Origin of the sequence: Gibbsiella dentisursi (assembly GCF_039539505.1) — a bacterium.
GTDB classification, from domain to species: Bacteria; Pseudomonadota; Gammaproteobacteria; order Enterobacterales; family Enterobacteriaceae; genus Gibbsiella; species Gibbsiella quercinecans.
In genome coordinates this window covers 1,609,569-1,623,361 of sequence record NZ_BAABDG010000002.1, presented here as the reverse complement: position 1 = coordinate 1,623,361, position 13,793 = coordinate 1,609,569, and the positions used below count along the sequence as shown (strand labels likewise).

The 13,793-nt window shown below is 57.1% G+C and carries 11 protein-coding genes; 6 read left to right on the top strand and 5 right to left on the bottom strand.

Features of this window, described 5'->3' with window-relative positions; all coding sequences use genetic code 11:
* Positions 1-3 precede the first annotated feature (3 nt).
* Together ABFX35_RS07860 and olsF are read right to left on the bottom strand one after the other, a co-directional pair.
* Positions 4-786 (bottom strand): N-formylglutamate amidohydrolase, encoded by a 783-nt coding sequence (locus ABFX35_RS07860; protein WP_346080168.1) that lies wholly within the window; start codon positions 784-786, stop codon positions 4-6.
* A gap of 117 nt (positions 787-903) precedes the next feature.
* Entirely contained in the window at positions 904-2,607 is a 1,704-nt protein-coding gene (gene olsF, locus ABFX35_RS07855; protein ID WP_346080166.1) for a bifunctional ornithine lipid synthase OlsF, read from the bottom strand.
* Between the two features lie 272 nt (positions 2,608-2,879).
* On the opposite strand from olsF, the gene ogt reads away from it, so the two are divergent.
* On the top strand, positions 2,880-3,401 hold the full coding sequence (gene ogt / locus ABFX35_RS07850; RefSeq protein ID WP_346080164.1) for a methylated-DNA--[protein]-cysteine S-methyltransferase: 522 nt from the start codon (positions 2,880-2,882) through the stop codon (positions 3,399-3,401).
* Between the two features lie 2 nt (positions 3,402-3,403).
* Here the strand turns inward: ogt and ABFX35_RS07845 are convergent, their stop codons facing one another.
* Complete coding sequence (locus ABFX35_RS07845; RefSeq protein WP_121552578.1) at positions 3,404-4,357, bottom strand: sugar-binding transcriptional regulator; 954 nt, start codon at positions 4,355-4,357, stop codon at positions 3,404-3,406.
* A 186-nt stretch (positions 4,358-4,543) separates the two neighbouring features.
* Here ABFX35_RS07845 and dalD point away from each other — a divergent pair, with 186 nt between their 5' ends.
* The 5 genes from dalD to uspE all read left to right on the top strand — a co-directional run bounded on the left by dalD (position 4,544) and on the right by uspE (position 10,891).
* Positions 4,544-5,929, top strand: a complete 1,386-nt coding sequence (gene dalD, locus ABFX35_RS07840; RefSeq protein WP_346080162.1) for a D-arabinitol 4-dehydrogenase — start codon at positions 4,544-4,546, stop codon at positions 5,927-5,929.
* Positions 5,930-5,940: 11 nt separating this feature from the next.
* On the top strand, positions 5,941-7,410 hold the full coding sequence (gene xylB, locus ABFX35_RS07835; protein WP_346080160.1) for a xylulokinase: 1,470 nt from the start codon (positions 5,941-5,943) through the stop codon (positions 7,408-7,410).
* A gap of 54 nt (positions 7,411-7,464) precedes the next feature.
* Positions 7,465-8,757 (top strand): MFS transporter, encoded by a 1,293-nt coding sequence (locus ABFX35_RS07830; protein WP_346080158.1) that lies wholly within the window; start codon positions 7,465-7,467, stop codon positions 8,755-8,757.
* A gap of 281 nt (positions 8,758-9,038) precedes the next feature.
* Positions 9,039-9,803: a fumarate/nitrate reduction transcriptional regulator Fnr gene (gene fnr / locus ABFX35_RS07825; RefSeq protein WP_095848752.1), complete on the top strand. Its 765-nt coding sequence runs from the start codon at positions 9,039-9,041 to the stop codon at positions 9,801-9,803.
* Positions 9,804-9,928: 125 nt separating this feature from the next.
* Complete coding sequence (uspE, locus tag ABFX35_RS07820) at positions 9,929-10,891, top strand: universal stress protein UspE (protein ID WP_346080156.1); 963 nt, start codon at positions 9,929-9,931, stop codon at positions 10,889-10,891.
* Positions 10,892-10,993: 102 nt separating this feature from the next.
* Here the strand turns inward: uspE and fabV are convergent, their stop codons facing one another.
* Together fabV and pntB are read right to left on the bottom strand one after the other, a co-directional pair.
* The gene (fabV, locus tag ABFX35_RS07815) at positions 10,994-12,187 is read right to left on the bottom strand and encodes an enoyl-ACP reductase FabV (RefSeq protein WP_279028495.1); all 1,194 of its coding nucleotides are present in this window, start codon (positions 12,185-12,187) and stop codon (positions 10,994-10,996) included.
* Between the two features lie 201 nt (positions 12,188-12,388).
* On the bottom strand, positions 12,389-13,783 hold the full coding sequence (gene pntB, locus ABFX35_RS07810; RefSeq protein WP_346080153.1) for a Re/Si-specific NAD(P)(+) transhydrogenase subunit beta: 1,395 nt from the start codon (positions 13,781-13,783) through the stop codon (positions 12,389-12,391).
* Between the last annotated feature and the right edge of the window lie 10 nt (positions 13,784-13,793).

Below are 13,793 nucleotides of genomic sequence, written 5' to 3'. Positions count from 1 at the left end.
AAATCAATTTTGCCAGCGTTGCCACGCTTGGGTTAACAAACGCACAAAACGTGCCGCCCAGGCCTGCTGGCCGGCGCTATTGGCCAGCAGATCCTGGCGGATCTCAACCCCCACATACGGCAACTGACGGCCGCTGGCATGCACCGGCAGCGTATAATCCGTGGCGTCCGTCATCGCATAAGGCTCATTAAGCCCAACCTGCAGGTCCCCTTCCTCACGCAACAACTCGGCCAGTAATAACGCGAATTCAGGCTGGCGGTTGAACAGCAGCCCCACCTGCCATGGGCGCGATACCCCCTTAAACACCGGCGTAAAACTATGCATGGCAATGATCACCGTTGGCCGTTGCCGCAGTTGCCGGGTGGTTAACACCTCGTCGATCATGCGGTGATACGGCTGGAAGATCTCTTGCTCACGCGCCAACGCCTGGGCAGCACCGATGTCAACGTTGCCGGGGATCGGCGTCAGTTCAGAAAGCGTGGGAATTGAGCTGGCAATACCGGGAGTGCGGTTGCAATCAATCACCAGGCGGGAATAGTGCTGATGGATCAGGGTGGCATCCAGCTCCTGGCTGAGGCGGCGTGAAACAGCCAACGCCCCGATATCCCAGCCGATATGCCGGTCAATTTCGCCCGGCGGCAGGCCAAGATCGCCCAGGCAAGCGGGAATGGCCTGCCCGGCGTGATCGCACAACAAAAGAAAGGGTGACGCGCCCTGCGGCGTTTCAATGACGGCAGGGGCAAGATCCGCCGGCGACAGCAGCGGCGGGACGAACGGTGTGGACATATCATAACTCCAGCAGAAAAACGTTATCTTAACGTTTCCCCCGCGCCGGGCCTACGCCCTTGTTTAGATCAAAGCGGCATAGCTTGTGCCCATCCACACCGTGGCGCAGCAATGCGCCTATTGCTGATGCACCGCAATATAACGCTGATAACGCCCCGGTTTCAGGCGCGAGACATCCACCAGAACCAACCCGTCAATGCAGTTATTAAACGCCGGATCGGTACCGAAATCGATAAACTGCACCCCGCCCGGCTCGCACAGCTCGGTATACTGTTTATACAGCGTCGGGATCGAACAGCCGATATTGTTCAGCAGGCTTTTCAGCCGCACCAGATCTTCCTGATAGTTATCGCCGGCAAACTGCGCCAACACCTGCGGCAACGAGGCAGGATAAGGCTGGCGGGACTGCGCCAGTGAATGATCCGGCGCAAAATAGAGCCGGTAAAACGCGATCAGCAGATCGCGCGCCGCCACCGGCATGGTGCCGGACATCGACACCGGCCCAAAGAGATAGCGGTATTGGGGGTACTTCGCCAGATAAGCGCCGATCCCCAGCCACAGATAGTCCAGCCCCCGTTTGCCCCAATAGGCCGGTTGAATAAAACTGCGGCCAAGCTCAATCCCCTGTTCCAGAATCGGATTCATATCTTCCCCGTAATGGAACAGGCTATTGCTGTAAATACCCGCCAGACCTTTTAGCCTGAGTTGCTCGGCCGTGGGGATAAAGCGGTAGGCGCCGACGATCTCCAGTTCGTCTTCATCCCACAGCACCAGGTGGTAATAGTCGTCGTCAAAATTGTCCAGATCGCGCCGGCGGCCTGAACCTTCCCCCACGGCGCGGAAGGCGATTTCACGCAGGCGGCCAAGCTCACGCAGAATCGGCGTGCGCGCTTCGTCGCGGCGGCGATACAGATAAATGATTTTGCCGTCCGGCGTGGTGCCCAATAGCTCACACGCGGCCAGCGCTTTTTTCAATTCGATGCGGTCTTCCTGCAAGGCGATGGGCGCTTCGCTCACGAACAGCCCGGGTTTGCCTTGCCCCAGGCGGTACACATGGCGGCGGAACCGTTCGGCCAGCGCCTTGGCGCTGGTATGGCCGTCATACCAGTTGGTAAAGGCAATGCGCCCGCCGATACGGATCTTGATGTGCCCCCCTTGTTGCTGAAACATTTCCCGCACCAACAGCAGAGTGGAAAGCGGACGGTAGAGCATGGAAACGCAATAGAACAGGCCACTGTTGCGCGCCCCGATATGCACCGGCACGACCGGCGCGCGGGCTTTGGCCGCCAGCCGCAAAAAACCGGTGTGCCAATGCCCATCGCGGATGCCCTTCATGCTCATGCGTGAAACCTCCCCGGCGGGGAACAGGATCAGCGCGCCCTGGGCATTCAACTGCGCTTGCATCGCTTCGATCTGCTGGCGATTGGTCTTGTAGCCGATATTGTCCACCGGCACGAACAGGCTGCGTAGGGGCTCGATATGATTCAGCATCTGGTTGGCCACCACCTTGACATCCGGCCGTACGGCCGCCACCGCGCGCAGCAGCGCCAGTCCGTCAAGTGAACCGATGGGATGATTCGCCACCAACACCACTGGTCCCTCGGCGGGGATATTCTCCAGGTCACCTTCGGCCAGCTCGCAACGAATATTAAAATGGTCCATCACCTGCTCGATCAGATCCAACCCGCGCAAATACGGGTAGTCCGCAGCAAATTGTTTGAATTCTTTTTCGAAGAGGAGCGCTTTTAGCAGGCGGCGCTGCCAAGGGGGAGTCTTGCGGTCTGGAAAGGCATCATGCAGCAAGGTATCCAAGTTAAACATCGGTGTTATCTCCTGGCCTAGTCGCTTGCAAACTTAGGCTAGCGCCATGACCTTAACATGTCATATTAATGACAGAAAAATGAAATCCCTCCATTCAGGTATAGCAAAATATTACAAAATTTCGCCATGACTATGATTTTGTGACAGTGGCGGCACCAGAGAGTGCGCACGTACGAGCTTCGCCGCACCGTAAAAATCCATGTCCGGAAGCCGCCACCACCGGATGCCAATGCGTGTGATAATCTGTTCATCAACATAACGGAGTGACCAGGATGCAAAACTTCTATATTGATCGAATGGCGAGCCCGCTGGGCGAGTTGCTACTGATTGCCGATGCGCAGGGCCAACTGCGAGGCCTGGACTGGGGTGACCATGAAGCACGGCTGATGGCACTGATGCACACACATTACCGCTCGGCCCCCTTCCAACTGCAGGAAAAAAGTAACCCCGGGGGCCTGACCGAGACGTTAACGCGTTACTTCGCCGGCGATCTGGCAGCCATCAATGATGTCGCGGTATGCACCGCCGGCACGGAATTCCAGCGCAGCGTCTGGCGGCAATTGCGCCTGATCCCATGTGGAGAAGTGATCAGCTATGGCGAACTGGCACGGCGCATCGGCCGCCCCACCGCTTCACGCGCGGTAGGCATGGCCAACGGCGCCAACCCGATCAGTATCGTCGTGCCTTGCCACCGGGTGATTGGTGCCCAGGGGGCGCTGACGGGTTACGCCGGCGGCGTACATCGCAAAGCCTGGCTGCTGCGCCATGAAGGCTTTCTGCCGGCGCAGGGCTAAGGCTAAGCCCCTTCGGCCAATAGCCCGGCCGCGGTTTCTTCATCAGTTACCAGGCCGTTAATCCATTGGCCCGCCAACGCCGCGCGGATGGCGCTGTATTTTTCCCGGCCACCGGCCAGAGCGATCACGGGTTTTTCCGGCCGTTGGCGCAGGCTAACGCTGGTCAAACGCCCATCCAGTTCGCTGGCGACCCGCCGGCCTTCGCGATCGATAAAGTGGCCGAGCATTTCAGCCACTGCATTGTCCGCCTGCAGGCGCTCAACCTGCTGTGCGGAGATAAAACCATCCTGGTGCAGCGGGCACTGGCGGCCAATAGTACCAATGCCGATGAAAGTGACATCCGCCTGATTGGCTTTTTCACTGACCGTACGGTAAATCCGGTGATTGCACCATAGCGCCCGGTCCTGTTCACCGTCGGCAAACAGCGGCGCCGGCAAAATAAAGTAGCGCCCCTGGGTTTTCTCCGCCATCCATAACGGCACATCGTAACGAGTACAAGAGCCGTCGGAGGCTATCGCGCCGATCAGCGACACGCAGCTGTGCTGCGGCCGTTCGAATTCCGGCAGTTCATCAATCGCCGCCTTAAGGCTCCGCCCCGATCCCACGCCGATAATCAACGGTTGCTCACTGCGGATAAACTGCGCCATTACCTCTGCGCCCGCTACCGCCACTGCGCGATTGATACCCGCGGCCGCCATGCCCTGGCTCGGCACCACCTGACATAACCCCAGGCTGAAGCGCTCGCGCAATTGGGCGGCCAGCGCCATGCAGCGGCCCTCAGGATGCGAGATGGTCACGCTGACCAACCCGTTGTCTATCGCGCAGGCGACCAGCCGCTGCGCAACCTGCCGTGAAACGCCCAGCGCATCGGCAATCTCATGCTGCGTTTGCCCGGCGACGTAATACATCCAGGCGGCGCGTGCAGCCTGATCCAGCTTCTTATCATGTTTCGTCATTTATCCAGCCCATAGGTAAAGCCACTGCGCGCCATTTTACTGCCGAACGGCCAATGCGATGTGGTCAATTTGCACATTTGTGAGCCAAAGCCCACTAAATGGGCAAAAGTTTATCTAAGCTACACGCCAGCAATAGAGCAATTGCCCAATAAAGGGGCTAATGCCCAAATCACTAACGGAGTGCATATGAATCAAACAGCAAGTGCTTCCCCGGCCGTGTGGCTGCATATCGGCGCAGGATCTTTCCACCGTGCCCACCAGGCCTGGTATCTGCATCGCTTGAGGGTAAGCGGTGATAAACGCTGGTCGATTGCCCTGGGTAACATTCGTGACGATGCCACCCCCTTGTTGGATGCGCTGGCGGCGCAAGATGGCCGTTACGTACTGGAAACCGTCACGCCGCAGGGTGAGCGCCAGTATGAAACCATTACCTCAATCCAACAGGTGATACCGTGGGATAAAGAACTGGCAGCGCTGATCGCGCAAGGCGCCAAACCCGAAACCAAGGTCATCTCGTTCACCGTAACCGAAAGCGGCTATTACCTGGATAATCAATTCAACCTCGATCAGTCTAACGCTGACGTTCAAGCCGATTTGCAGGGCGGATGCAGCACCATTTACGGCGCTGTCGCACAGATTTTACAGCACCGTCAGCGGCTAAATGGTGACCCTGTCACATTATTGAATTGCGACAACCTGCGCCACAATGGCGACCGCTTCCGCCACGGGCTGAAGCAGTTTCTCACCCTGCGCCGCCAGGATGCGCTCATCGCCTGGATTGACAGCCACACCCGCTGCCCCAACACCATGGTGGACAGGATCACGCCGCGCCCATCCCCCGAGGTGGCTGAACGCGTCGCCCAGGCGACTGGGTTCCACGATCGTGCGGCGGTAATGGGCGAAGCGTTTATCCAATGGGTCATTGAGGATGATTTCATTGCCGGCCGCCCGGCGTTGGAGAATGTCGGTGTCGAAATGGTCAATTCGGTGCTGCCGTATGAAGAAGCCAAAATTCGTATCCTGAACGCCAGCCATAGCTGTATCGCTTGGGCCGGCACCCTGATTGGCCAGCGCTATATTCATGAAAGCACCGATACCGATGCCATTCGCCAAATGGCGTATGACTATGTTACCGAGGATGTTATCCCTTCCCTGACACCCAACCCGCTCGATCTGGCGGCCTACCGCGACGTGGTGCTGGAGCGTTTTTCCAACCCCTATATCCGCGATACCAACCAGCGCGTCGCTGCAGACGGCTTCTCGAAAATCCCCGGCTTCATTACCCCGACGTTGCTTGAATGCTATCAACGCGGGCAACAACCGCGCGCCACCGTGCTGCTACCCGCCTTGTTCTTCGTCTTTATGCAACGTTGGCATGAAGGCACCCTGCCTTACGACTACCAGGATGGCATTCTCGATGCGCCGGCGGTACACCGGATGTTTGCGGCTGAAGATCCGCTAGCAATTTATGCCGCCGATGAAAAACTGTTTGGCGAGTTGGCGCACAGCGAAAGCTTCGCCCAACTGCTGCGCCAGGCGATTGCCCGGATCAACCATTGGCTGACCGCCTAAAGGAGCTGCGCATGTATCTGGGACTCGATCTGGGCACTTCTGAAATCAAGGCGGTAGTGATCAACGACAACGGCGCCCTGGTTGCCAGCGCTGGCGAAACGCTGGACGTGCAGCGGCCGCATCCGCATTGGGCTGAGCAACACCCCAGCGCCTGGTGGCAGGCCACGCAGATAGCCGTTGCGCGCCTGCGGGCCAAAATGCCGGCCGCGCAGTGGGCGCAAATTCAGGCGATTGGCCTTTCCGGGCAGATGCACGGCGCGGTGCTGTTAGACCATGAGGATCATGTGCTGCGCCCGGCCATTCTGTGGAACGACACACGCAGTGCGGCTCAGTGCGAGGCGTTGACGGCCAATGCGCCTGAGCTGCACAGCATTGCCGGCAACCTGGCTATGCCGGGTTTTACCGCCCCCAAACTGCTGTGGGTGGCGCGCCATGAGCCGGAGATCTTCGCCCAAACCGCCTGCGTACTGCTGCCTAAAGACTACCTGCGTTGGATGATGAGCGGGGATAAAGTCTCCGATATGTCTGACGCGGCAGGCACGCTATGGCTGGATGTGGCTAAACGCGACTGGTCAGACAGCCTGTTGGCCGCCTGTGGGCTGACGCGCGATCACATGCCGCGCCTGGTTGAAGGCAGTGAACCCACCGGGGTGTTGAAAACGGATATCGCCAACGCCTGGGGGTTGGGTGACAACGTCACTATTGCCGGCGGCGGCGGTGATAATGCCGCCAGTGCGGTGGGCATCGGTGCCGTCAACGCCGGTGACGCGTTTATTTCGCTGGGGACTTCCGGAGTGCTGTTCGCCGTGAACGACCGTTTTCGCCCCAACCCATTGTCTGCAGTGCATGCGTTTTGCCATGCGTTGCCAAACCGCTGGCACCAGATGAGCGTGATGCTCACTGCCGCCAGCGCGCTGCGCTGGTTCTGCCAGTTGGTCGGCAGTAATGAAACCACCCTGCTGGCGGAAATCGCCCAGATGAACCAAGCCGAGCAACGGCTGGCGCCGATCTTCCTGCCGTATCTTTCCGGTGAACGGACACCACATAACGATCCGCAGGCCAGCGGGGCTTTCCATGGCCTGACCCATAGCCATGCACGCTCTGCGCTCGGTTACGCCGTGCTGGAGGGCGTGGCGTTCGGTATGGCCGACGGGCTGGAGGTTCTGCGCCAGGCGGGCACCCAACTGACGCAATGCTCGCTGATCGGCGGCGGCGCCCGCAGTGAGACGTGGGCGCAACTGATGGCCGATGTGCTTGATCTGCCCATCATCACTCATCAGGGCGGCGATGCCGGCGGCGCTTTGGGCGCGGCCCGTTTGGGCTGGCTGGCACAAGGGGGCGAACTGCAACAGGTATGCTGCAAACCGCCGATCGCCCGGCGGTTTACACCTGAGCGCGCACGCCAGCCGCTACTGGCTGAGCGGCTGGCTACCTATCGCCGGTTGTATCAACAACAGGTCGCACTGCGGCACCCGGCTTAAAACAATAACAACCGCCCTTCATCCCTAGCGGCTATGGCCGAGGAGGAGTTTGCTATGCAACAACACAAACATTGGTTCGGGTTACCGATGAACCTATTCTGGGGCTATATCGCTATCGCCATTTTTATGAGCGGCGATGGCTTTGAGATGGCCTTCTTGTCAAAACATATCACCGATATGGGGTTTTCACCGGCGCAGTCGGCACTGGTGTTCACGGTGTATGGCCTGGCCGCCGCGCTGGCCGCCTGGAGCTCCGGCGTGGTGGCCGAGATTATTACGCCGCAAAAAGCCATGCGCATCGGCTTTATCCTGTGGGTCGTGATGCACGCGCTGTTTATGCTGTTCGGGCTTGGGATGAAAAACTACCCGTTGACCATTCTGTTCTACGGCATCCGCGGCTTAGCCTACCCGCTGTTTATCTACTCTTTCGTGATGTTAGTGGTACAGAATGTTCCCAAGCAGCAGCTTTCGTCCGCCATGGGCTGGTTCTGGGCGATGTACTCGATCGGTATCGGCTGTATCGGCAGCTATTTGCCAAGCTTTACCATCCCGCTGATCGGCGAAACCGGCACCCTGTGGTTCGCTATCGCCTGGGTATTGGTGGGCGGCCTGATGGCGATGCTGATGCTGCGCCACGTCGGCCAGGCCAGCACCAAGGCCCATTTGCCGCCGAAAGATAAACTGAAAGAGCTTTCGCGCGCGGTGACCATCCTGTTTACCAACCGCAATATTTTCCTGTCCTGCCTGATCCGTATTATCAATACGCTGTCGCTGTTCGGCTTCGCGGTGATCATGCCGATGTTGTTTGTCGGCCGGCTGGGTTTTAGCATGCCTGAATGGCTGCAAATCTGGGCGGTGTTCTTCTTCGTCACCATCTTTACCAACATTATGTGGGGAATTTTGGGCGAGAAAATCGGCTGGATGCGCCAGGTGCGCTGGTTCGGTTGCATTGGCTGCGCCATCTCCAGCCTGGCGTTCTACTACCTGCCGGTGTACTTCGGCCATAACTTCTGGATGGCGCTGGTGCCTGCGGTGATGCTCGGCATCACCGTTGCCGCCTTTGTACCGATGACCGCCGTTTTCCCGGTGCTGGAACCTAACCATAAAGGGGCGGCTATTTCCATCTACAACCTCTCCGCCGGGCTGAGCAACTTCGCCGCACCGGCCATCGCTTCTATCATTTTGCCATTCTTTGATATCGTCGGCGTGGTATGGGCATATACCGGCCTCTACCTGTTTGCCGCGGTCTTGACGTTGATCGTCAAGGTTGAACAACCGGGGCACAGCACGGCGGCCGCAGGCTATGCCATACCCGACAAGGCGCTCGCCAAGGAAAGCAACCCGTAGTCGCCCAAACGGCCTGGTGACCAGGCCGTTTGGCTGTTCAGTGTGCCCCAATACCCTACATCACCAAGCATGATTGTGTTGTTATTGCCCGCTTGAACCGGGCATTGTGCAAGCAGCGTGATGTAATCAACCACTTTGATATCAATAAGCTAAATAAAACCCTACTGCCAACGTGTACAAAAAACGCACATAATATCCCGGTTCTTGTTATTGCTACCCTTATCACCCGCAATAAAAGATGTTAAAATTGACGCATATCAATTATTGCATGAGCGTAATCTATGATTCCGGAAAAACGCGTGATTCGTCGTATCCAGTCGGGTGGTTGTGCAATCCACTGCCAGGACTGCAGCATCAGCCAACTGTGCATTCCCTTCACTCTTAATGCGCACGAACTGGATCAGCTCGACAACATTATCGAAAGGAAAAAGCCAATTCAAAAAGGCCAAACCCTGTTTAAAGCCGGTGATGAGCTGAAATCGCTGTACGCTATCCGCTCCGGAACCATCAAAAGCTACACCATTACCGAACAAGGCGATGAGCAAATCACCGGTTTCCATCTGGCCGGCGATCTGGTGGGTTTTGACGCCATCGGCGCCCTGAAGCACCCTAGCTTCGCGCAAGCGCTGGAAACCTCAATGGTGTGCGAAATACCGTTTGAAACCCTGGACGATCTTTCCGGCAAAATGCCAAACCTGCGCCAGCAAATCATGCGCCTGATGAGCGGTGAAATTAAAGGCGATCAGGATATGATCCTGCTGTTGTCGAAGAAAAACGCCGAAGAGCGCCTGGCCGCTTTCGTGTATAACCTGTCGCGCCGTTTCGCGCAGCGTGGCTTTTCACCGCGTGAGTTCCGCCTGACGATGACCCGTGGCGATATCGGCAACTATCTTGGCCTGACGGTTGAAACCATCAGCCGCCTGCTGGGGCGCTTCCAGAAAAGCGAAATCCTTAGCGTGAAAGGCAAATACATCACCATCGAAAATATCGACGCCCTTTCCCTGTTGGCCGGCTCACAGCATATCAACGTGAGCGTTAACGCCTGACTGCCTGCCGGATCGCTAATTTCACTCAATTAGTGATCCGGTACGTTACTGCCGCTGTTCTGTTTTTCAATGTTGGGTTACTCTGTTACTGACAGACTGTTGATTTCAGCTGTATAGGAGGCCCTATGGCGAAGTATCAGAACCTTCTGGTGGCTATTGATCCCAACCAGGACGACCAACCGGCGTTGCGCCGGGCGGTATATCTGGTGAAACGGAATGGCGGGCGCATCAAGGCCTTTCTTCCCATCTATGATTTCTCTTATGAGATGACCACCCTGCTTTCCCCGGATGAACGCACCGCGATGCGGCAAGGCGTCATCAGCCAGCGCGCCGCCTGGATCAACGAGCAATGCCGCTTTTATTTGCAGGATGGCATTCCGATTGAAATCAAAGTGGTCTGGCACAATCGTCCCTTTGAAGCGATTATTCAGGAAGTCATTAACGGCAAACACGATTTACTGCTGAAAATGGCGCACCAACACGATCGTCTGGAATCGGTGATCTTTACCCCAACCGACTGGCACCTGCTGCGCAAATGCCCATCACCGGTGTGGATGGTGAAAGACCAGCCGTGGCCGGAGGGCGGTAAAGCCGTGGTGGCGGTCAACCTGTCCAGCGAAGAACCTTATCACGATCCGCTGAATATCAAGCTGGTGCAGGAAACCGTTGAATTGGCCAATAACGTCAACCAAACGGAAGTGCATCTGGTTGGCGCCTACCCAATAACCCCAATTAACATTGCCATTGAACTGCCTGACTTTGATCCCAGCGTTTATAACGATGCTATCCGCGGCCAGCATTTGATTGCCATGAAGGCGCTGCGGCAAAAATTCCACATCAAGGAAGAGTTCACCCACGTGGAAAAAGGCCTGCCGGAAGAGGTTATCCCCGATCTGGCTGAACATCTGGGCGCCGGGATTGTGGTGCTCGGCACGCTGGGGCGCACCGGTATCTCGGCCGCATTTATCGGCAACACCGCCGAACACGTGATAGACCACCTCAAGTGCGATCTGTTAGTGATCAAGCCGGATGATTTCACCTGCCCGATTGAAAGCGACGAGGATGACGAACATGACGACGAGGATTAACCGCTAAGGTTCTTCGCCGGCAAACGGTGCGATAAAATAAAAAAAGCCAGTCAGTTAAACTGACTGGCTTTTTTGCTATCGTATTGCCGCCGTGGACGGAACTTACAGCTCTACTACGTCAAAACGCACGTCAGGGTTTACGTCCGCGTCGTAATCCACTTCCGGCAGGCCGAAGCCGAACAAACGCAGGAACTCCTGTTTGTAGCCGGTGTAATCCGTCAGTTCGCTGAGGTTTTCCGTGGTGATGGACGGCCACAGATCGCGACATGCCTGCTGCACATCATCACGCAGTTCCCAGTCGTCCATGCGGATGCGGTTATGGTCGTCCAGCGCCATATCGCTGCCGTACAAACGGGTGCGCATCAGGCGGTCAACCTGTTCGATACAGCCTTCGTGGATACCCTTTTCCTTCATGATCTTGAAGGCCATGGATATATACAGCGGCATGACCGGGATCGCCGAAGACGCCTGGGTGACCACAGACTTGAGCACGGCCACGTGCGCGGTGCCGCCTTTGGCCGACAGATCGCCACGGATGGCCGTGGCAGCACGATCGAGATCTTCTTTCGCGCGGCCCAGCGTGCCGTGCCAGTAAATTGGCCAGGTCAGATCGGTGCCGATGTACGAATAAGCCACGGACTTGGCGCCTTCGGCCAGCACGCCGGCTTGCTCCAGCGCGCTCATCCACAGCTCCCAATCCTGCCCGCCCATCACGGTGATGGTGTTCTGGATTTCTTCTTCCGTCGCCGGCTCAACGCTGGCGCTGATGATCTGGTCTTTGTTGGTATCAATCGCGGTGGTGGTGTAAACCTCGCCGATCGGCTTCAAGGCAGAACGCACCACTTCGCCGGTATCCGGCAGTTTGCGCACCGGGGATGCCAGCGAATAAACCACCAGGTCAATCTGGCCAAGATCGGCTTTAATCAGCTCAATCACTTTTTCGCGGCATTCATTGGAGAAGGCATCGCCATTAACGCTCTTGGCGTAAAGGCCGGCCTCTTTCGCTGCCTTGTCGAAGGCGGCTGAGTTATACCAGCCGGCAGTGGCCGGTTTGGTTTCCGTGCCGGCTTTTTCAAAGAACACACCGATGGTAGCGGCGCCGCTGCCAAATGCGGTGGCAATGCGGGAGGCCAGACCATACCCGGTAGATGCGCCTATCACCAGCACACGTTTAGGGCCGTTGGCGATAACGCCATGCTCTTTGGTGTAGGCGATTTGGCGGCGAACATTGGCTTCACAACCCACCGGATGAGTGGTGGTACAGATAAAGCCGCGAACCTTAGGTTTGATAATCATAATGGGTCTAGGATCCGTTAAATGGATGAAATCGGGACATAAGATACCTCATTGCGCCCCTTTATTGTGATCTGATGTGTTAGATTGCGCAAATTCTGCGCCATTTTGCGCGATAAACCGGCGCAAATACCGCTGTGGCGCAAAGAAAAATGCCAGCCGGGGAACTCAGGCTGGCATTTGCGGTTAACACTGGCTGTGAAATTACTGCTTCAGAGCATGCAGGATGGCTTCCACGCTCTGTTTGGCATCGCCAAACAGCATCTGGGTGTTCTCTTTAAAGAACAGCGGGTTCTGCACGCCGGCATAGCCGGTGTTCATTGAACGTTTGAATACGATCACGTTCTGCGCCTTCCACACTTCCAGCACCGGCATCCCGGCGATCGGACTGCGCGGATCTTCCAACGCTGCCGGGTTCACCGTATCGTTGGCGCCAATCACCAGCACGGTATCGGTATCGGCGAAATCGTCATTGATTTCGTCCATTTCCAACACCACGTCGTAAGGCACTTTCGCTTCCGCCAGCAGCACGTTCATGTGGCCCGGCAAACGCCCGGCGACGGGGTGAATACCGAAGCGCACGTTAACCCCACGGGCACGTAGCTTCTCGGTGATTTCCGCTACCGGATACTGTGCCTGCGCCACAGCCATACCGTAGCCTGGGGTGATGATCACCGAGCTGGAGTTTTTCAGCAGCTCTGCCACTTCTTCCGCCGTGGTTTCACGGTATTCGCCCATTTCCTCGCTTTCACCGGTTGAAGAGCCATCGGTGCCGAAGCCCCCGGCGATCACGCTGATAAACGAGCGGTTCATCGCCTTACACATGATGTAAGACAGGATCGCACCGGAAGAACCCACCAGAGCGCCGGTGACGATCAACAAATCGTTGCTTAGCATAAAGCCCGCGGCGGCGGCGGCCCAACCGGAATAGGAGTTGAGCATTGAAACCACCACCGGCATATCCGCGCCGCCGATTGACGCCACCAGGTGCCAACCAAACGCCAGCGCGATAACGGTCATGATCAACAGGGCGAACACTTCCAGGCCCACGCTGTCGGTGCGGACAAAAATCACCATCAGCAGGAAAGAAACCACCAGTGCAGCCAGGTTCAGCTTATGACGAGCCGGCAGCATCAGCGGTTTGGATGAAATAATACCGCGCAGTTTGCCGAACGCCACAATCGAGCCGGTGAAGGTGACGGCACCGATGAAGATCCCGAGGAACACTTCGGTCAGATGAATGTTTTCCATCACCGGATCGGCCAGGGTGCCGTGATCCAGGTAGCTGTTGAAGCCCACCAGCACCGCCGCCAGGCCGACGAAGCTGTGCAGCACGGCAACCAGTTCCGGCATTTCGGTCATTTCAACTTTCTTCGCCAGGTAGATACCGATGGAGCCGCCGATAATCATCGCCAGGATGATCCAGCCAACGTTGCCAGAATCCGGGCCAAGGATGGTGGCAATCAGCGCGATCGCCATCCCGGCCACGCCAAACAGGTTACCCTGCTTGGACGTTTCATGGCGCGACAGGCCCGCCAGGCTGAAAATAAACAAAATAGCGGCAACAATGTATGCAGCTGTAACTAATCCTCCAGACATTTGTTACCCC